Annotated in this window: 18 protein-coding genes; 8 read left to right on the plus strand and 10 right to left on the minus strand. The window is 65.4% G+C overall.

What is annotated here, in order from left to right:
• Window positions 1-62 precede the first annotated feature (62 nt).
• Entirely contained in the window at window positions 63-1538 is a 1476-nt protein-coding gene (locus VGV41_RS20815; RefSeq protein WP_326866050.1) for a 4-hydroxyphenylacetate 3-hydroxylase family protein, read from the plus strand.
• A 66-nt stretch (window positions 1539-1604) separates the two neighbouring features.
• Here VGV41_RS20815 and VGV41_RS20820 read toward each other — a convergent pair whose 3' ends face one another.
• On the minus strand, window positions 1605-2291 hold the full coding sequence (locus VGV41_RS20820) for a GntR family transcriptional regulator (RefSeq protein WP_326866051.1): 687 nt from the start codon (window positions 2289-2291) through the stop codon (window positions 1605-1607).
• Between the two features lie 77 nt (window positions 2292-2368).
• Between VGV41_RS20820 and VGV41_RS20825 the strand changes: the two genes are divergently transcribed.
• From VGV41_RS20825 to VGV41_RS20840, 4 genes are read left to right on the plus strand one after another with little or no spacing between them, the layout of a single operon-like run.
• Window positions 2369-3454 carry a Gfo/Idh/MocA family oxidoreductase gene (locus tag VGV41_RS20825; RefSeq protein WP_326866053.1) on the plus strand — a complete coding sequence of 362 codons (1086 nt, stop codon included), beginning with the start codon at window positions 2369-2371 and terminating at the stop codon, window positions 3452-3454.
• Window positions 3444-4247, plus strand: a complete 804-nt coding sequence (locus VGV41_RS20830) for a creatininase family protein (protein WP_326866055.1) — start codon at window positions 3444-3446, stop codon at window positions 4245-4247. Before VGV41_RS20825 ends, VGV41_RS20830 begins: the two co-directional genes overlap by 11 nt.
• The gene (locus VGV41_RS20835) at window positions 4247-4621 is read left to right on the plus strand and encodes a cupin domain-containing protein (RefSeq protein ID WP_326866056.1); all 375 of its coding nucleotides are present in this window, start codon (window positions 4247-4249) and stop codon (window positions 4619-4621) included. The genes VGV41_RS20830 and VGV41_RS20835 overlap by 1 nt, the downstream gene beginning before the upstream one ends.
• 1 nt (window position 4622) lies before the next feature.
• Window positions 4623-5600, plus strand: a complete 978-nt coding sequence (locus VGV41_RS20840; protein ID WP_326866057.1) for an NAD(P)-dependent oxidoreductase — start codon at window positions 4623-4625, stop codon at window positions 5598-5600.
• Window positions 5601-5611: 11 nt separating this feature from the next.
• Here VGV41_RS20840 and VGV41_RS20845 read toward each other — a convergent pair whose 3' ends face one another.
• The 5 genes from VGV41_RS20845 to VGV41_RS20865 form a co-directional block, all read right to left on the minus strand.
• Window positions 5612-6595, minus strand: a complete 984-nt coding sequence (locus VGV41_RS20845) for a tripartite tricarboxylate transporter substrate binding protein (RefSeq protein WP_326866058.1) — start codon at window positions 6593-6595, stop codon at window positions 5612-5614.
• A gap of 236 nt (window positions 6596-6831) precedes the next feature.
• Window positions 6832-7869 (minus strand): YeiH family protein, encoded by a 1038-nt coding sequence (locus tag VGV41_RS20850; protein WP_326866059.1) that lies wholly within the window; start codon window positions 7867-7869, stop codon window positions 6832-6834.
• A gap of 178 nt (window positions 7870-8047) precedes the next feature.
• The gene (locus VGV41_RS20855) at window positions 8048-8506 is read right to left on the minus strand and encodes a DoxX family protein (protein ID WP_326866061.1); all 459 of its coding nucleotides are present in this window, start codon (window positions 8504-8506) and stop codon (window positions 8048-8050) included.
• Window positions 8507-8620: 114 nt separating this feature from the next.
• Complete coding sequence (locus VGV41_RS20860) at window positions 8621-8824, minus strand: hypothetical protein (protein WP_326866062.1); 204 nt, start codon at window positions 8822-8824, stop codon at window positions 8621-8623.
• Window positions 8825-9248: 424 nt separating this feature from the next.
• Entirely contained in the window at window positions 9249-10280 is a 1032-nt protein-coding gene (locus VGV41_RS20865; RefSeq protein WP_326866063.1) for an LLM class flavin-dependent oxidoreductase, read from the minus strand.
• 99 nt (window positions 10281-10379) lie between these two features.
• Here VGV41_RS20865 and VGV41_RS20870 point away from each other — a divergent pair, with 99 nt between their 5' ends.
• Entirely contained in the window at window positions 10380-11216 is an 837-nt protein-coding gene (locus VGV41_RS20870) for a shikimate dehydrogenase (RefSeq protein ID WP_326866064.1), read from the plus strand.
• Between the two features lie 9 nt (window positions 11217-11225).
• Here the strand turns inward: VGV41_RS20870 and VGV41_RS20875 are convergent, their stop codons facing one another.
• Genes VGV41_RS20875 through VGV41_RS20885 form a run of 3 tightly spaced genes read right to left on the minus strand, consistent with a single transcriptional unit; the run spans window position 11226 to window position 13903 of the window.
• Window positions 11226-11909, minus strand: coding sequence for a class II aldolase/adducin family protein (locus VGV41_RS20875; RefSeq protein ID WP_326866065.1), 684 nt, complete (start codon window positions 11907-11909; stop codon window positions 11226-11228).
• Window positions 11910-11957: 48 nt separating this feature from the next.
• Window positions 11958-12674 (minus strand): class II aldolase/adducin family protein, encoded by a 717-nt coding sequence (locus tag VGV41_RS20880; RefSeq protein ID WP_326866066.1) that lies wholly within the window; start codon window positions 12672-12674, stop codon window positions 11958-11960.
• 35 nt (window positions 12675-12709) lie between these two features.
• Window positions 12710-13903 carry a LysR family transcriptional regulator gene (locus VGV41_RS20885; protein WP_326866067.1) on the minus strand — a complete coding sequence of 398 codons (1194 nt, stop codon included), beginning with the start codon at window positions 13901-13903 and terminating at the stop codon, window positions 12710-12712.
• On the opposite strand from VGV41_RS20885, the gene VGV41_RS20890 reads away from it, so the two are divergent.
• Window positions 13874-14851: a tripartite tricarboxylate transporter substrate binding protein gene (locus tag VGV41_RS20890; protein ID WP_326866069.1), complete on the plus strand. Its 978-nt coding sequence runs from the start codon at window positions 13874-13876 to the stop codon at window positions 14849-14851. The two genes, VGV41_RS20885 and VGV41_RS20890, sit on opposite strands and share 30 nt — an antisense overlap.
• 71 nt (window positions 14852-14922) lie before the next feature.
• Window positions 14923-15960 (plus strand): CapA family protein, encoded by a 1038-nt coding sequence (locus VGV41_RS20895; RefSeq protein ID WP_326866070.1) that lies wholly within the window; start codon window positions 14923-14925, stop codon window positions 15958-15960.
• Here the strand turns inward: VGV41_RS20895 and VGV41_RS20900 are convergent.
• The gene (locus tag VGV41_RS20900; RefSeq protein ID WP_326866072.1) at window positions 15957-16685 is read right to left on the minus strand and encodes a class I SAM-dependent methyltransferase; all 729 of its coding nucleotides are present in this window, start codon (window positions 16683-16685) and stop codon (window positions 15957-15959) included. The two genes, VGV41_RS20895 and VGV41_RS20900, sit on opposite strands and share 4 nt — an antisense overlap.
• Between the last annotated feature and the right edge of the window lie 27 nt (window positions 16686-16712).

Raw genomic sequence — 16712 nt, forward strand, 5'->3', positions numbered from 1 at the left:
ATGCTTGATGCCTAATATCTCGTCAGGAGCGATATCAAAAAGCTCCGAAAGAAGGGCATTCCATGAGCGACATCAAAACCGGAGCTGACCACATCAAGTCCCTCCGTGACGGCCGCACCGTGTATCTCGACGGGCGGCTGATCGAGGATGTCACAGCCCACAAGGCGTTTCGCAACTCGGTGGCGTCGGCGGCCGCCCTGTACGATTTCCAGGCGCGGCCGGAGAACCGCGAGTTGATGACGTTCCAGCCCGACGGCTCAGTCCGCAGGGTCAACCGTGCGTGGCAGATGCCGCGCAGTTACGAAGAGATGGTGAAGCGTCGCAAGGCGATGCAAGCCTGGGCCGGCCTGTCGTGCGGTTTCATGGGCCGCTCGCCCGACCATCTCGCATCCGCGCTCATCGGCCAGCGGATGGGCATCGACATCTTCAAGAAGCACAGCGAAGCGCGGGCGAAGGCATTCGAGGATTACGTCGATTATGCCACGACCAACGACCTGTTCCTCACCTATGTGATCATCAACCCGCAGGCCGAGCGGAGCAAGGACTGGGGCGACCAGGCAGAGGATCTGGTGGCGCGTGTCGTCGACGAGGATTCGACGGGCGTCACCATCCGAGGCGCCAAGATGCTCGGCACGTCGTCAATCATGGCGAACGAAGTTTTCGTGGCCAACCTGCAGCCGCTCAAGCCGGGCGAAGAAGACCTTGCCTTCTGCTGCGCGCTGCCGATGAACGTCAAGGGTCTGCGCGTCCTCTCGCGCAAATCCTACGAAGAGCACGCCGTGTCGATCTACGACAATCCGCTCTCGTCGCGCTTCGATGAGAACGATGCGCTGATGTATTTCGACGACGTAAAAGTGCCGTGGGATCGCATCTTCATCTACCGCGACACGGATGCGTGCCGCGCCCAGTTCCACGATACGCCGGGGCACGCCTATCAGAACTACCAGGCGCAGATCAGGCTTTCGGTGAAGATCGCGTTCCTCACGGGGCTCGCGCGCCGCATCACCGAGGCGATCGGCACGACCCGGATTCCATCGGTGGCGGAACAACTTGGCATGCTGGCCGCGCAGACCGGCATGGTCAACGCGATGCTGTCGGGCATGGAGGCGTCCGGTTCGCAATTTGGAGAGTATTGGGTGCCGAACAAGCACTACATGTACTCCGCGCAAGTCATCACGCAGGAGCTCTATCCGAAGGTGATCCAGACCTTGCGCGATCTGGCGGGTGGCTCGCTCATCATGTTGCCCTCGTCGGTGCGGGATTTCGGCAATCCGCAGTTGGCAATGATCATCGAGAAGACCCAGCGGTCGGCATCCATGGCTCCGCAGGAGAAGGTCAAGTTTCTCAAGGCGGCGTGGGACGCGATCGGCTCGGAGTTCGGTTCGCGCCACACCCAGTACGAGATGTTCTATGCCGGCGCGCACTTCGTGACCTGCGGTCACTCCTTCCGGACCTTTGATTGGAATGGCGCGACGGGACTGCTGGAGGGGTTGCTCGCCTCCTACGATTTGCAGAGCGAACTGGCGCGAACGCGCTAGTTTCGTTTGTAGGCGGCCGCTCCGGCACTATTCGCTGTCACCGCTGTCGGAACGATTGGCGCTTGCTCAGCTCTGTGCGAGGAGGTGCATCACCTCGGCGGCGGCCCGATCAGTCTCCTCACGCGCGCATTGTTCGGCTTTCGTCGCGTCACGGATCGTGATCGCCGTGAACATCGCACGTAGGCCGTCGATGCTTTCGCGCGAACGCATCGGCGAGCGTGACGGATGACTGAGACCGAGCGCGCGCCATCGCCAGATGCGCGCGTGCAGCGTCGACAGCATCGCGGATAGCGAATCGCTGCGCGCGCCGGCGACCAGCACGTCATAGAACCGATTTTTCGCATCAAGGATCCGGTCGGGATCGCCCGCCTCGTAGCAGGCGACGGTCTCGTCGAGCGCCGCTCGCAGGCTCTGCACGTCGGCGTCGTCGGCGTTCTGCACGAAGAGGCGCGCGGCGAGGCCGAGGAGGGCACCGCGGATCGCGTAGAGGTCTCTGGCTTCGGCGGCGGTCAATTGCCGCACGACCGGCCCCTTGTTGGCGATCGTCGCGACCAGCCCCTCGGTCTCGAGCTGGCGCAGGGCCTCGCGGATGACGGTGCGCGAGACCCCCATCATCTCGATCAGGTCGCGCTCGATCAGCCGCGCCCCGGGCGCGATGCGGCCGGAAATGATCGCCTGCCGGACATAGTCCAGGACCTGATGGCGCAGCGGCGCCGGGGCTCTCCGGAAAGTCGGGCGGGCGGTGTCCAACAAGGGCTCTTGCTCCTCATCTCAAGCCGTAATACCGTATTACGATACTGATAAGAACGCCAGAACAAAGGGAAATCCCCATGGGCGAGGGCGCGGTCAAGGTTGGCATTGTCGGACTGGGGCGCTGGGCCAAGGTGCTCACCCGCGCTATCAAGCCTTCCGACAAGATCGAAATCGTCAGCAGCTTCAGCCGTTCGCAGGAGAAGCGCGAGAGCTTCGCCCGCGAGATGGGCGTGGGGGCGGCGGCCGACCTGCAGAGCATGCTGTGCGACCCGCACATTAAGGGCGTCATCCTGACGGTCCCGAACGAGCAGCATCTTCCCGTCGCGCGCGAGGTGGCGAAGGCGGGCAAGCACGTCTACACGGAGAAGCCGATTGCCGCGACGCTGGAAGACGGCCTCGCCATCGAGGCGCTGGAAAAAGCCTACGGCGTCACCGTGACCGTTGGTCATAGCGCCCGGCTGATGGCCGGCATCCGCAAGATCCGCGAGGCCATCGATGCCGGTGAGCTTGGCCGCGTCGCCTTCATGGAGGCGAATTTCTCGAACGAGCGTGCGCTGGAACTCACCCCGGACACCTGGCGCTGGTACAAGTCGCGCGCGCCAGGCGGGCCGCTGTCGCAGCTCGCGATCCACCAGTTCGACGTATTGCATTATCTCGGCGGCGAAGTGGCCGAGGTCAGCTCGATCGCCTCGAAGCTGTCGCCGGTCGGCGCCGAAGTCGATGACCAGTCGATGACGGTCATGAAGTTTGCCGACGGCAAGATCGGCTATGTCGGCTCGAGCTGGACGTCGCCGGGCATCTTCGCCGTGCGCGTGTTCGGCTCCAAGGGGTTGATGCATTACGAGATCGACTTCGGCACCTGGGACACGCCGGACAAGCTCCACACGAACTCGACGCTCTACATCCAGCGCGGCAAGGATGGCTGGTCCAAGCGCGAGGAGCTTGCGGTTCCCGAAAGCGACATGTTCCGCGTCGAACTGGAAATGTTCGCCGAAAGTTGTCGCACCGGGCTGGGGAACGAGCTCAACGCGCATAACGGCAACGTCGCCGTGGCCATCGTCAACGCGGCGCTGCGGTCGGTCGATCAGCGCGGCCAGCTGGTGCGGGTCGCCGACGTGCTGGCGGAAGCGCAAGCCGGGGAGCGGACGCGCCATGTTGCCTAGCCGTTATTTCATCGACCTCACGCAGCCCGAAATCGCGGCGCAACTGAAGGCCAACCCGCTGGTAATCCTGCCGGCGGGCAGCGTCGAGCAGCACGGCCCGCATTTGCCGACCGGCACCGACATCTTCGCCTCGAATGTCATTGGCCATGCCGTGGCGGAGCGCATGGATGGACTGGTCCTGCCGGCGACGCCGTTCGGCGTCACGCCGATGCATATGCCGTTCGAAGGGACGATCAGCTTCACGCCGGACACCTATATGCGGGTCGTCACCGAGACCTGCGTGTCGACGGCCAGGCACGGCGCGAAATACCTGCTCATCCTCAACTGGCACGAGGGCAACATTCCCTCGCTGGCCATCGCCGCCGAGGCGCTGCATCGCGAACACGGCATGACGGTGCTGACCGTGCAGGCCTGCTACGTCGCCGAAGAGCTGTACGGGCACTCGTGCAACGGACTGACGCATGGCGGTGAGATCGAAGCGCTGGCCGTGCTCGCCTATCGGCCCGATCTGGTGCATCTCGACCGCATCGATTATTCGTCCGACCACGCGCACGGCCACAAGATGGATAAATTACGCCGGACACGGTCGTTTCAGCCGGTGCTCACCGACATCCGCTCGATTGCGGCGACCGGCTGGTTCGGCAGCCCGCAGCACGCCACGGCCGAAAAGGGCGCGCGCATGCTGACCGACATCGCCGACAAGATCGCGCAGGAGGCAAAGGAAATCTTCCGTCAGCTCGATCAGGTGCAAGGCGGCACCGCCGAGATCCGGCAATTGCGTCAGGCAGGCTGATGGCCAAGCTGCTGAAACAGAGCGAAGCAAAGCGCCTCGGTCTGCCGGGGCGTTCGTCGCTCGAACCAGTGTCGGGCGAAATCGGCTCGCGCGTGAGCGTCCGCATCGCCACGATCGGCGTGCCGCAGCCGGGCGACAGGGCGCGCGGCCCGCACGTGCATCACGACTTCGAGGAATGCATCTACGTCCTCTCCGGCCGCGGCACGATGCAGGCTGAGAGCGGCGCCTATCCGGTCGCCGCCGGCGACATCCTGCTGGTGCCGGCCGGCGAGAAGCACATGACGCTCAACACCGGCAACGAGCCGCTCGTGCTGCTTTGCTTCTTCCCCACGCCGGACGTCACGTCCGGCACTACCGAATTTGCGAGCTTCTGAAATGAGCGACGTTCTTTGTCTGCGGCCGCAGGCCGACTTCGCGCGCGTCGATGCGCTGCCGCCGTCGACGCTCGCAGTAACCTACAAGGCGCCGGATGATGCCGAGGTGCCAACGCTGATGCGCAAGGCGCAAGCGCTCGTCATCCCGGCCGTCGGTCCGAAGCTGCCAGCCGAGCTGTTCCAGGGAACGGCGCTGAAGCTGGTGCAGGTGACCGGCGCCGGTCTCGACCGCCTCGACAAGGCGGCTTTGGCTGGTCTCGGCATTCCCGTCGCCAACGTACCCGGCGGCAGCAACAGCGCCGTCGCCGAGTACGCGGTGACTACGGCGTCGCTGCTGCTGCGCCGCTTCGGCTGGGCCGATGCCGAGCTTAAAGACGGCAACTACGTCGCTTTCCGCGCGCGCATGATCGGCGACAATCTCGCCGGCCTCGGCGGGCTGCTCGTCGGCATCGTCGGCCTCGGCGTGATCGGGATGGCTGTGGCGGAGGCCTTCGCCAAGGCGGGCTGCCGCGTCTGCTACTACGATCCGGCGCCGGCCGATGCACAGGCGGCCGCGGCGCTCGGCGTGACATCGCTCTCGCTCGCCGAATTGCTGCGCCAGGCGGATGTCGTGACCGTCCACGTGCCGCTGCTGCCGGAGACCAAGGGGTTGATTGGCCGCGACGCGCTTGCCGGCATGAAGAAAGGCGCGATCCTGGTGCAGGCCTCGCGCGGCGGCATCGTCGACGAGCAGGCGCTCGCCGATGCCTTGCGTTCCGGCGCCCTCGGCGGCGCGGCGGTGGACGTGTATTCGACCGAACCGCCGACGCCGGACAATCCGCTGCTCGGATTGACCGGCGACGCGGCCCATCGCCTGCTGCTGACACCGCACATCGCCGGCGTGACGCGGCAGTCCGCCGCACTTCTGTTCCGCTCGGCGTGGCAGAACGTCGAACGGGTGCTGATCGAGAAAGCCGGGCCGCTCAATCGCGCCTATTGAGCGGCGCCGGCTTACTTGACGATGCCGGCGCTCTCGGCGACGGGCCCCCAGCGCTTGATATCGGCATCCAGATCCTCGCTGAATTCCTTCGGCGTGCTCTCGATCAGATCGTAGCCAAGCGTCTTGACCTTCTCTTTCATCTCCGGCGTCGCGAGGACGGCGACGATCTCGTCGTGCAGCTTCTTGACGATTTTCGGATCGAGCCCCGCCGGCGCCAGCAATCCGGACCAGTTGGCGACGGCAAATCCGGGCATGCCGGATTCGGACATCGTCGGCAGGTCGGGCAGCAGCGCGGAGCGCTTCTTCTCGGCCATGGCGATGGGGCGGACCCGGTCAGGTCCCTGCGTCTTCAAGGCCGGCACGCTGGCGAACAGAACCTGAGCCTGTCCGCTGATCAGGTCGAGCACGGCGCCGCCCATACCCTTGTTAGGGACGTGCACCATCTGAATTCCGGCCTCGGTCTTCAGCATTTCGCCGGCCAGATGCGCGGCGCTGCCGACGCCCGGCGAACTGTAATTGAGCTTGCCCGGATGCGCTTTCGCATAGGCGATCAATTCTTTCAGGTTATGGACCGGAACGGACGGGTTGACGACCAGCGCGTAGGGGCTGATGCCCACATTGATGATCGGGGTGAGGTCCTTGTCGATGTTGTAGGGCGCCTTTTTGTGCACGACGACGGACAGCGCGATGCTGCTCGGCGCATAGAGCAGCGTGTAGCCGTCGGCCGGTGTGGCAATGACGTATTTGGTGCCGATGATGCCGGCGGCGCCCGGCTTGTTCTCGACGATGAAGCTTTGATGCAGCCTCTCGCTGAGCGCCTGCGCCAGCAGGCGCGCCATCACGTCGACGCCGCCACCGGCGCCGACCGGCGCGATGATATGCACGGGGCGGTCCGGATATTCGGCGCAGGCCGACGTACTCTCCCCAAGCAAGGCAGCGCCGACGAGCCCAGGAAGTGCGCATAAAGTCAGAGCAAGACGCCAGGTCTTCGTCATGGAAATCCTCCCGTAGTTATTTCTTGGCAGCCGCTCGTTCGGCGCCTGCCTTTTTGCAGCGACAGCAACCGTCGCCTCTCGTTCGAGGCCACGGTACGCAATCTCACGCGCTGAGGTAGAGTCTTGTCAACACGAAACGCCCTCGGACGGGCAAGCGGACGGCCATTTCGCGCCACGAAATGCCGCCTTTGTCGACGGCTGTGGGCTTGGCGTCACCGCCCCGAGTGGGCTCGGTGTCAGGACACGCCGAGCGCATGGATCATGCCGATCGCAATGGCCGCGATCAGGACGAGCGAGCCCGTCACCGTGACAATGACCCGGGTGCCCGCGCGCGCGACCGTGCGCACGTCGACGCCAAGGCCGAGCGCGGCCATCGAGACGATGGTCAGCAGGATCGAGACCTCGTTAATCGGCGCGAGCCACGGCTTCGGAATTAGACCGGCCGAACGCAGCGCCGACAGCAGGATGAAGCCGACAATAAACCAGGGCACCACGCCGGCCCAGTTCACCCGTGCCGGCGCAGCGTCGCTCTCGGACGACGCATCCTGCCTGCGCGCCTTGCCGACCGACAGCGCCACCAGTAGCGGGCCAAGCATGAGCACCCGCACCAGCTTGACGATGGTGCCAATCTGCAGGGCGACGGCGCCGATCGGCATCGTCGCCGCCAGCACCTGCGGCACGGCATAGACGGTGAGCCCGGCGAGCACGCCGTATTGCGCGTGCGACAGCTGCAACACCGGGATCAAGAGCGGCAGGCCGATCACGACCACGACGCCGAGCACCGCGGTAAAGGCGATCGAGGTCGCAATGTCGGCCGGCTTGGCGCCGATGACCGGCGCGACCGCGGCGATGGCGGAATTGCCGCAAATCGAATTGCCGGAGGCGACCAGAAGAGAGACGTGCTTCGACAGACCGAAAAGACGGCCGAGGCCATAGCTCGAGGCGAGCGCCACAACCACGACCGCGGCGATGCCGCAAACGAGGGCCGGGCCGATCTCCATGATCCGCTCGGTGCTGATCGATGCGCCGAGCAGCATCACGGCCACTTCAAGCAGCGTCTTGGCGCTGAAGTTGATGCCGGGGAAAAAGCGCGCCGACGGAGTCCACAGGCTGCGCAGGATCGTGCCGACCAGGATCGCGAGCACGATCGACTCGAGCCAGGCGCGCCCCAGCGCTTGAATTTCCAGGTACTGCGCCGCTTCCGCCGCGGCGGTGACGGCGATGACGAGCACAACCCCGGGTAGGAGTTCGCTCGCGCGCTTGAGGACGGCCATTCTTTGAAGGGGCCTGATTGGAGAATGATGTATTCGCTGCGACACATACGTATGGCCGGCCGCATCGTCCAATGGCCTGTTGCGAATGAATTGTTCGAGGGAGGCGATGGATCGCCCGCACAGGCGGCGCGATCCTGCGGCGTCGGGCGCCGCAAGATCGGAAGGTCTTGGATGCGGACTAGAGCTCGACGCCGATGGCGCGGTCGAGCGACAGCGGGCCGCCGCCGCGCAGCGCGATCGCGAACATCACCATGCCGAGCAAGAGGACATACTCGTAGCCGCCATGGCTCGCCGAGAAGCCATGCGGGAAATGGATCGCCAGGAAGGCGACGCCGAGGTCGATAGCTAACCCCGCCGCGAAGAAACGTGTGAAGAGACCGAGGATGACGCCGATCGAGCCGATCGTCTCGAAGAACATGATGGTGTAGGCGCAGAGCGCCGGCTGCGGGAACCCGTGCTGAACGAAGAAGCCGACTTCGTGCGCGACGCCGCCTTTGACCTTGGCCCAACCGTGTATGAACAGGATGGCGCCGACGGTGACACGCACGAGGAAGTAACCGAGCTTCGGCGCGACGGCGTAGAAACCCGACAGCGACGGGATGAGAAGCTTGGGGCGGGTCGCGGCGTTCACAGACATTCGACTCTCCATGAGCAAAGAAGAGCCGCTATCACGTGCGTTAGTGTGGCCGATCCGCGGCGTGCGGATGTGGCCCGTTACCTGCGTGTGCCGTGGGGTTTCACGATCGCTTGATCAGCGCTGCGTGTGCGGCGGCGGCGGATGGTCGACCAGGGCCAAAGGTTCCAGATCGACCTGCGCGGTGCGCCCGCACTGCGGACACTCGAACACGTCGATCTGCCGCTTGCTGGTACGGCAGCCGGCGTCCTTCGCCGCGCGCCAGACCATCGGCACCCGGCAGGCTTCGCAGACCGGGCTTTGTCGAATGCAGCGGGTCACGGGCGCCTCCTCCACAATTCTTGTCTTATTAATTTCAACGCGGAATGGCCGCCGTGAGTACGTCGAAAAACGAATAGGTGTTCCTCTGCCCGATCAGAGCCAAAATGCCGCGGCCGGATTGTGATGAAGCGACGGGCGCCACAGGGGAACCCGCGCGGTGGGCGGGCGGTGATTGCGCCGATCTGAGGGGAAAGCTGCCGACCGGATCTTCGGGCGATCGCGGGGGCGACGGATGCGGTCACCCGCCGATCCAGCCGGCTGAGAGGACATTAGGCCGATGCGCGCGGCGATACACCTTACATCTTGGTAATGTACAATCTGTCGCAGCGTACGGCGCGCGAACTACACATTCGCGTGCCGGGAAAAACCATCGATTTCAAACCGATGGAGCGCGCTGTCTAGACTCGTGTGCAGTGTGCATGACTCACGCGAGCATGTCGCGCACCAGCGGCATGACCTTGCGGCCGTAAAGATCGATGCTGCGCATCATCTTCTCGTGCGGGAGCGGGCCGGCGCTGTACTTGAGGTCGAAGCGGGCGGCGCCAAGCGCCTTCACGGTGGCGGCGATCTTGCGGGCCACGGTCTCGGGTGAGCCGACATAGAGCGAGCCGTGTTCGATCTCGCGTGCGAAATCGGCCGGCGTCAGCGGTGGCCAGCCGCGCTCGGCGCCGATCTTGTCGCGCATGCGCTTGTAATCGGCGAACAGGTCGGCGCGCGCCGCCTCGTCGGTCTCGCCGACGAAACCGTGCGAATGCACGCCGACCGGCAGTTCGGGCTTGTTCATCTCTTTGAGCGCGCGCCGGTAGAGATCGGCGAAGGGGGCGAAGCGTTTCGGATCGCCGCCGATGATGGCCAGCATCATGGGCATGCCGTAATGCGCCGCGCGCACCGCTGATTGCGGCGTGCCGCCGACGCCGACCCAGGTCATCAGTCGGCCGGATTCGGTTTTCGGGAAGACGCTCTGGTTCTTCAGCGGCGGCCGCAGCTGTCCGCTCCAGGTCACCGGCTGCTGCGTCAGCACGGCGGCGAACAGGTCGAGCTTCTCGTTGAACAGCTCCTCGTACCGGTCGAGGTCGAAGCCGAACAGCGGAAAGGATTCGATGAACGAGCCGCGGCCGAGGATGACCTCGGCGCGGCCGTTTGAGATCGCGTCGAGCGTCGAGAAGCGCTGGAAGACGCGGATCGGATCGTCGGAAGAGAGGACCGTGACTGCCGAGCCGAGCCGGATGCGCTTGGTGCGGCTGGCGATGGCCGCCAACACCATTTCCGGCGAGGCGACGGCGAAGTCGGCGCGGTGGTGCTCGCCGACGCCGATGAAGTCGACGCCGACCTCGTCCGCGAGGATCGCCTCGTCGACGACGTCCCGGATCACCTGGGCTGCATGCAGCGGCTTGCCGTCGGGACCGTCGGTGATGTCGCCAAAGGTATCGAGGCCGAGTTCGATCGTCTGCGCCATGGCGGCGTTATAGCAAGTCCGGGGGCAAAAGCACGCCGCGCCCTTGACGGCCCGCCGCGACTACGTGCTTTCTGCCTCGGTCGCAGGACAGGGGCATCGATGGCCGACCGTTTCCTTCTCGCCGCCGTGATGGGCTGGCCGATCTCGCAGTCGCGCTCGCCGATGCTGCACAATTTCTGGTTTGCGCAATACGGCCTCAGGGGCACATACGTGCCGCTGGCGATTGCGCCGGACCGCCTCGAGGCGGCGCTGCGCGCGCTGCCAGCGTTGAATTTCTCCGGCTGCAACCTGACCATTCCGCTCAAGCAGAAGGCGATGGCCATCGTCGACGAGGTCGACGTCACCGCGCAAAAGATCGGCGCCACCTCCTGCGTCGTGGTGAAGGAGGACGGGCGCCTCGTCGGCTTCAACAATGACTGGTACGGCTTCGTGCACAATGTGTTGGAGTTCGCGCCGGACTGGCGCGCGGACGCGGGGCCCGCGGTGGTGATCGGGGCGGGCGGCGGGGCCCGCGCGGTCATCTACGGGTTGCTCGCGCGCGGCGCGCGCGAGGTTCGGCTGTGCAACCGCACTGTCGAACGGGCTCAGGCTCTGGCGGATGAGTTCGGCGCCGCGGTGCGGGTCGTGCCTTGGGATGATCGCCACGACGTGCTCGACGGCGCGGCGATGCTGGTCAACACGACGAGCCAGGGCATGGTCGGTCAGCCGCCGCTCGACCTGCTGCTCGACAGATTGCCAATCACGGCGCTGGTCAACGACATCGTCTATATTCCGCGCGAGACGCCATTGTTGGTCGTCGCGCGCGAACGCGGCAATCGCACCGTCACCGGCCTTGGCATGCTGCTGCACCAGGGGGTGCCGGCATGGAAGGCGTGGTTCGGCATCGAGCCGCAGGTGACAGCGGCGCTGCGGGCGGCGATCGAGGCGACGCTGTAGCGCGCCGGATCAGGCTATCTTCGATCGGTAGTGGTCCCAGGTCTTCTTGAACAGGCTGGGCGAGCGCAGCTTCTGCCGGCACGCCGCTTGTTCCTCATCGCTGAACACGTACGGCTCGCCGATCTGCAGCGCCATGTATTGCCGGCGCGCGTTCTCCTCGACGTAGGCCGCGTAGGCAAAGCATTCGAGGACGGTCTCGCCCGCTGCGACGACGCCGTGCGCCTTCAGCATCACGATCGGATTGTCGCCCATGACGGCGACCATCTTTTCGCCTATGGCGCGCGAATTCACCGACATCGGCGAATCCATCACCGGCATGTCGCCCAGGAGCGAGGCCTGCGCGTAGACGACCTTCTGCTGCACGCCGGTCATGGTCAGGTAGGTCGACCATTGTGGATGCGTATGGAAGACGGCACCGATTTTCGGCCGCGCGCGATAGACCTCGGCGTGGATGGGAAATTCCAGCGGCGGCTTGACGTTGCCGCCGTCCACCGGCTTGCCGTCGAGATCGACGGTGACGATGTCCTCGACGGTCAATGCAGCACGCATCGAGCCGCCGGAGTTGATGTAGAAAGAGCTTTCGTCGCGGCGGACGCTGCAATGGCCGTTGTGGTCGATGTATTCGGCGCGCTCCAGCATACGAATCGCGTCGACCAGTTCCTGCTTGATCGCTTCCTCAGACGGCTTCAGCATAAGCTCATCCCCCCAAACATTATTCCCGTCCGCACGCCGCGCGGCGCTTCAAGCCACGCGTTGCTTCCAGGCATCCCAAGAGCGGCCGACGGTGTCGACATTGACGATGTCAGCGATGCGGCCTTCCTCCGGCTCCAGCCAAGCGATGGGCCCGCCAAGCGCCTGCGCCTGATGCTGGATGCCGGCGCTCGCGACGGTGAAGATCGCGCGGAACACGGCGACCGGCAGGCTAGGGCCCACTGCGACCATGCCGTGCGCGCGCAGCAGCGCCACAGGCTTGTCGGCGAGCGTCGCGGCCAGCGCGGCGCCCTTGCCGGCGGAACTGATGACGATGTCAGTCGTGCCGAAGGTGTCGCGGATGTCGAACACCGGAACGCCGGCCGCCAGAAATGCGGCGTTGTGGTACATCGCGCGCATCGGCGTTCTGGTGAGCCCGAAGGCGATGACCGCGGGCGAGTGGCCGTGCACGATCGCCATGACGTCGGGGCGCGCGCGGAAGATCTCGCCATGCAGATAGCGCTCGATGAAGCCGCGGCGGCCGCCGGCAGCGATGGCGTTGCAGTCGAGATCGAACTCCATGATGTCGTCGGCGGTGATCATCTGCGGCGCCAGCGCCCGCGCCATCAGGAAACGCTGCGCAGACCCCGGATGCCGCATCGACACATGGCCGGCAGCGTCGAACACGCCCTGGTCGACCAGAATCCGGTTGGCGGCGGCCAGATCCTCCAGCGTGGCGCGATCCACCGGACCGCCGGATGTCGTCATGATGGCTGCACTCCTCCGCGCTTCGATCGGGCGGTTTATGCCCGTGATGCCGAGCGTTGTCTAACGCCGCGGCCGCGCGGGCGGTGCGGGCGAGACGCGTCCGCCTGAGCCGGCCCGTCGGTCGCGTTCTGCTGCGCGAGCGCACGGCAACTGTCGATGAACAGCCGTGCGACAGGACCGATCGCGCGTTTTTTCAGCGTCACGATGCCGACCGGCACAGTGCCGAACGACGCCTTGACCGGGAGCACCTTGAGATCGAGCTGCCGTCGGGAAAAGCGCAACCCCGAGTTAGGTACGATGGAGATGAAGCGGCCGCCGGCCAGCAGGCTGGCGCGCACCTCCGCCGGCCCGATCACCGCGGTGTGGGGATAGCCCAGGCCGCTGGCGCGGAATGCCTGCATCGCGATGGAGCCGAGCGGCCCGTCCGGCGGCGGCAGCACCCAGGGCTCGTGCATCAGCTCGGCCAGCTCGATCTTGCGCCGCTCCGCCAGCGGATGCTGCACGCCGACCACGACCGAGTAGGAGTCGTCGAACAGCGGCTCGAAATCCAGATGCTCGTCCGCGATCGGCCCGAAGCGCCGCGTCACCAGCACATCCACGTTGCGTTCAATCAGCTCTCGGTGCAGCGCGCGGACGTTGCCGGGCGCGAGGCGAAACACCATGCGCGGATACTGGCAGGAGAGGCGCTCCACCACGGTGGCGATGAATGTGGCGATCAGGAACGGATTTCCGCCGATCGCGACCTCGCCAACTGTGGGATCGGCGAGGAATTCGATGTTCTTCACCGTCTGGCGCAGGTCGTCGAAAACCTTGGTGCCGCCGTCGAGCACAGCGCGGCCACATTCTGTCGGCTTCACCCCGTCGCGGTTGCGCTCGAGCAGGCGAACGCCGAGCGCCTGCTCGAGCTCGGCGATCGAACGCGAGATTGCCGGCTGCCCCGTGTTGAGCAGGGCGGCGGCCCGGCTCATGCTGCCGCTTTGCACGACCGCCATCAGCACATGCACATCGTGCAGCTTCACGCGGCGTCCAATGCGATCGCTTAACTGCACGACGTCACCCCATCCCAGAAACGTTATGGTCCGATGCCTAAATAGCATTATCCTGGCATGGCGGCACGCCTTTAGATTGTAGGTCGCCGCCGGTCCTGAATGGCGGGCGACGCGCATAAAGCGCGCACAAAAACACCCGGAGGACCGTCCATGCCCATGCCCCGCCGAACGTTTTTGCATCTGGCCGCTGGCGCCGCGCTTATGCCCGCCACGTCGACCTTTGCCCGCGCCGCCGGCTACCCGTCGCGGCCGGTGCGTCTGATCGTCGGCTTCGCCCCTGGCGGTGGCAACGATCTCGTCGCGCGGTTGATGGCGCAGCGGCTGTCGGAGAAGCTCGGCCAGCAGTTCGTGGTCGAGAACAAGCCGGGTGCCGGCACCAATATCGCGGCCGAGCTCGTGCTCCATTCGGCGCCGGACGGCTACACGCTGCTGCTCGCCGGTATTCCCAACGCGGTGAACGCAACCCTCTATCACAAGCTAAATTTCAACTTCCTGCGAGACACGACGCCGATCGTCGGCATCCTTAGCATCCCGAACGTGATGATGGTCAATCCGAAGTTTCCGGCGAAGACGCTGCAGGAGTTCATCGCCTACGCGAAGGCGAGCCCCGGCAAGGTCAACATGGCCTCGCCGGGCGTCGGCAGCGGCGGTCATCTCAGCGGCGAGATGTTCAAGTATCTCGCCGACGTCAATCTCACGCACGTGCCATTCCGCGGCAACGGGCCGGCGCTGGTCGCGCTGCTCGGCGGGCAGGTGGATGTGCTGTTCCCGCCGATATCGGCGGCGGAGAAATACATCAAGGCCGGTACGTTGCGCGCGCTCGGCGTCACCAGCGCTAAACGCGCCCCGGCATTGCCCGACGTGCCCGCCATCGGCGAGGTCGTCAAAGGCTACGACATGGTTGCGTGGTACGGCTTCGTAGCTCCGAAAGGCACGCCGGCCGAGGTCGTCGCGTCGATCAACAAGGAAAGCAACGCCGCGCTCACCGATTCGGTCATCAAGGCCCGCATCGCCACTTTCGGCGGCACGATCATGGGCGGTACGCCGGCCGAGTTCGAAACCTTCATCGCCAACGAGACCGCGAAGTGGGCGAAAGTGGTCACGGCGGCGCACATGTCGGCCGACTGACCGTGTTCAACTGCGCCGGGTGAATCCGGCTTGCAATCTCCCAATTCTCTCGAGGCAACGGATCGCTCGCAATGGCCGCCAAAGTCGTTCTCACCGGTGATGTGAACCTCATGCGCGTCACCGATGCGAACGTGCCCTTCCGTCATGTCGCCGCCGATCTGAATGCGGCGGACGTGGTGTTCTCCAATCTGGAGTGCTGCCTGCGGCGGCAGCAGCAGACGCACGCCAACGAGGGTTTCTTCGCCGATCCGGCGGTCGGTGGGGAGGCGCTGCGGCTGTCCGGCATTCGGGCCGTCGGCATCGCCAACAACGTCAACTACGGCTGGGACAATATCTCCGCCTCGATCGCGCGGCTGGACGAGATCGGTATGGTGCATACCGGCGCCGGCGCCAACGCCGCGGCGGCGCGCGCGCCGGCCATCGTCGAGCGCAACGGTGTGCGTTTTGGCGCGCTGCAGCGGAGCTCGGTCTACTGGCCGACCGACCACGAGGCGCAGGCGGACTCGCCCGGCATCGCCGTGCTCAAGGGCCACACCGCCTATCACGTACCGATGGGCCGCATTTCGCCCGACATCCCGCCGGCCAACCGGCCCGGCATTCCGCCGCTCGTCCTGACCTGGGCCGACGCGGCCTATCTCGACGAATTGCGCAAGGATGTCGAGGCGCTGCGGCCACAGGTCGACATCCTCGTGGGATCGTTCCACTGGGGGCTCGGCCGCGAGCCGCTGCAGTACATGAAGGAGATCGCGCATGCCGCGATCGATGCGGGCGCGGACATCATCATGGGGCACGGGCCGCATTATCCGCTGCCGATCGAGGTCTACCGTGGCCGGCCAATCTTCTACGGCATGGGCAACCTGACGTTCAACACCGGCCATCTCGGGCGCGCGCACGCAGGCTGGGTCGGGCTGCTGGTGGAACTGGCGGTGGACGGCGGTTCGGCGATCGACTGCTGCTTCCGCTTCGTGCGTGCGAATGACGACAACGAATCGTATTTCAGCCCCGCGACCGCCGAAGCGTCCGTCCTCGCGGACCTGATCGCGCGCAGCGCCAAGCTCGCCGCGACTCTGAAGGGCGACGGCGAGCGGGTGCGCATCCTGCGCTGCTAGCGCGGCTTGCGGCCCCAGAAGGTCTCGATGCCGTTCCAGACGAAGCTGCCGGTCTCGTTGACGAGGCCGGCGAATGCGGCTTCGAGGTCCTGCGGGCTGTAATAGGGAAACTCGTCGAGCTTCCAGCCGACGCGCGCGAGCAGCTTGTCGAAGACGTACTGGATGTGCATGTCCAGCCCGATCTTCATCTGCGTCTCGGGGCTGTAGGCGATTTCGGCCAGCACGATGTTGCGTCCGGCCTTCATGACTCGGAGCAATTCCGCCCCGGTCTCGCGCCAATCGTCCGTGTGCTGCACGCCCTGCAGGCAGACCGCGCAGTCGAACGTGCCGTCGGCGAAGTCCTTGGTGTAGGTCCATTGCCAGGTGGCGAGCTGGCCGCCGCGGCCGCGCTTCTTGGCGATGTAGTTGTCGCGCGCCTCGTCGGTGATGTCGATGACGTGCACCTCGCCGTTCGAACCGATGCGCTGCTTCATATCGTCGACGAAGCCGCACGGCGTGATGCATTCGCCGATGATCAGTACCTTGTCGCCGGGACGCAGCTCGAGGCGATCATAGATGACGTTGCGCGCAGCTTCCGCCTTGCGCCACATGAACGGCAGGCCGCCGAGCAGAACGGCGCGGCACCAGCGCTCCTGCTCCTTGCGGTCGAGGATGACCTCGCCGAAGCGCTGCACGTCGTAGGGCTGCATCCAGTCCCAGGGATCGTCGAGCGGCTTCTTGTCCACGGTATATCCTGCGTCTTGAGTTCGCGA

This window comes from Pseudolabrys sp. (genome assembly GCF_035943735.1).
Lineage (GTDB): Bacteria > Pseudomonadota > Alphaproteobacteria > Rhizobiales > Xanthobacteraceae > Pseudolabrys.

What these genes read in the sequence shown, in the direction of transcription:
- VGV41_RS20880 (WP_326866066.1), bottom strand. Translation starts at nt 12,674, where the DNA reads ATGACGACATCCGGCGGTCCGGTGGATCGCGCCACGCTGGAGGATCTG.
- VGV41_RS20870 (WP_326866064.1), top strand. Translation starts at nt 10,380, where the DNA reads ATGGCCGACCGTTTCCTTCTCGCCGCCGTGATGGGCTGGCCGATCTCG.
- VGV41_RS20825 (WP_326866053.1), top strand. Translation starts at nt 2,369, where the DNA reads ATGGGCGAGGGCGCGGTCAAGGTTGGCATTGTCGGACTGGGGCGCTGG.
- VGV41_RS20830 (WP_326866055.1), top strand. Translation starts at nt 3,444, where the DNA reads ATGTTGCCTAGCCGTTATTTCATCGACCTCACGCAGCCCGAAATCGCG.
- VGV41_RS20865 (WP_326866063.1), bottom strand. Translation starts at nt 10,280, where the DNA reads ATGGCGCAGACGATCGAACTCGGCCTCGATACCTTTGGCGACATCACC.
- VGV41_RS20845 (WP_326866058.1), bottom strand. Translation starts at nt 6,595, where the DNA reads ATGACGAAGACCTGGCGTCTTGCTCTGACTTTATGCGCACTTCCTGGG.
- VGV41_RS20875 (WP_326866065.1), bottom strand. Translation starts at nt 11,909, where the DNA reads ATGCTGAAGCCGTCTGAGGAAGCGATCAAGCAGGAACTGGTCGACGCG.
- VGV41_RS20850 (WP_326866059.1), bottom strand. Translation starts at nt 7,869, where the DNA reads ATGGCCGTCCTCAAGCGCGCGAGCGAACTCCTACCCGGGGTTGTGCTC.
- VGV41_RS20840 (WP_326866057.1), top strand. Translation starts at nt 4,623, where the DNA reads ATGAGCGACGTTCTTTGTCTGCGGCCGCAGGCCGACTTCGCGCGCGTC.
- VGV41_RS20835 (WP_326866056.1), top strand. Translation starts at nt 4,247, where the DNA reads ATGGCCAAGCTGCTGAAACAGAGCGAAGCAAAGCGCCTCGGTCTGCCG.
- VGV41_RS20895 (WP_326866070.1), top strand. Translation starts at nt 14,923, where the DNA reads ATGGCCGCCAAAGTCGTTCTCACCGGTGATGTGAACCTCATGCGCGTC.
- VGV41_RS20815 (WP_326866050.1), top strand. Translation starts at nt 63, where the DNA reads ATGAGCGACATCAAAACCGGAGCTGACCACATCAAGTCCCTCCGTGAC.
- VGV41_RS20855 (WP_326866061.1), bottom strand. Translation starts at nt 8,506, where the DNA reads ATGTCTGTGAACGCCGCGACCCGCCCCAAGCTTCTCATCCCGTCGCTG.
- VGV41_RS20885 (WP_326866067.1), bottom strand. Translation starts at nt 13,903, where the DNA reads ATGCAAAAACGTTCGGCGGGGCATGGGCATGGACGGTCCTCCGGGTGT.
- VGV41_RS20890 (WP_326866069.1), top strand. Translation starts at nt 13,874, where the DNA reads ATGCCCATGCCCCGCCGAACGTTTTTGCATCTGGCCGCTGGCGCCGCG.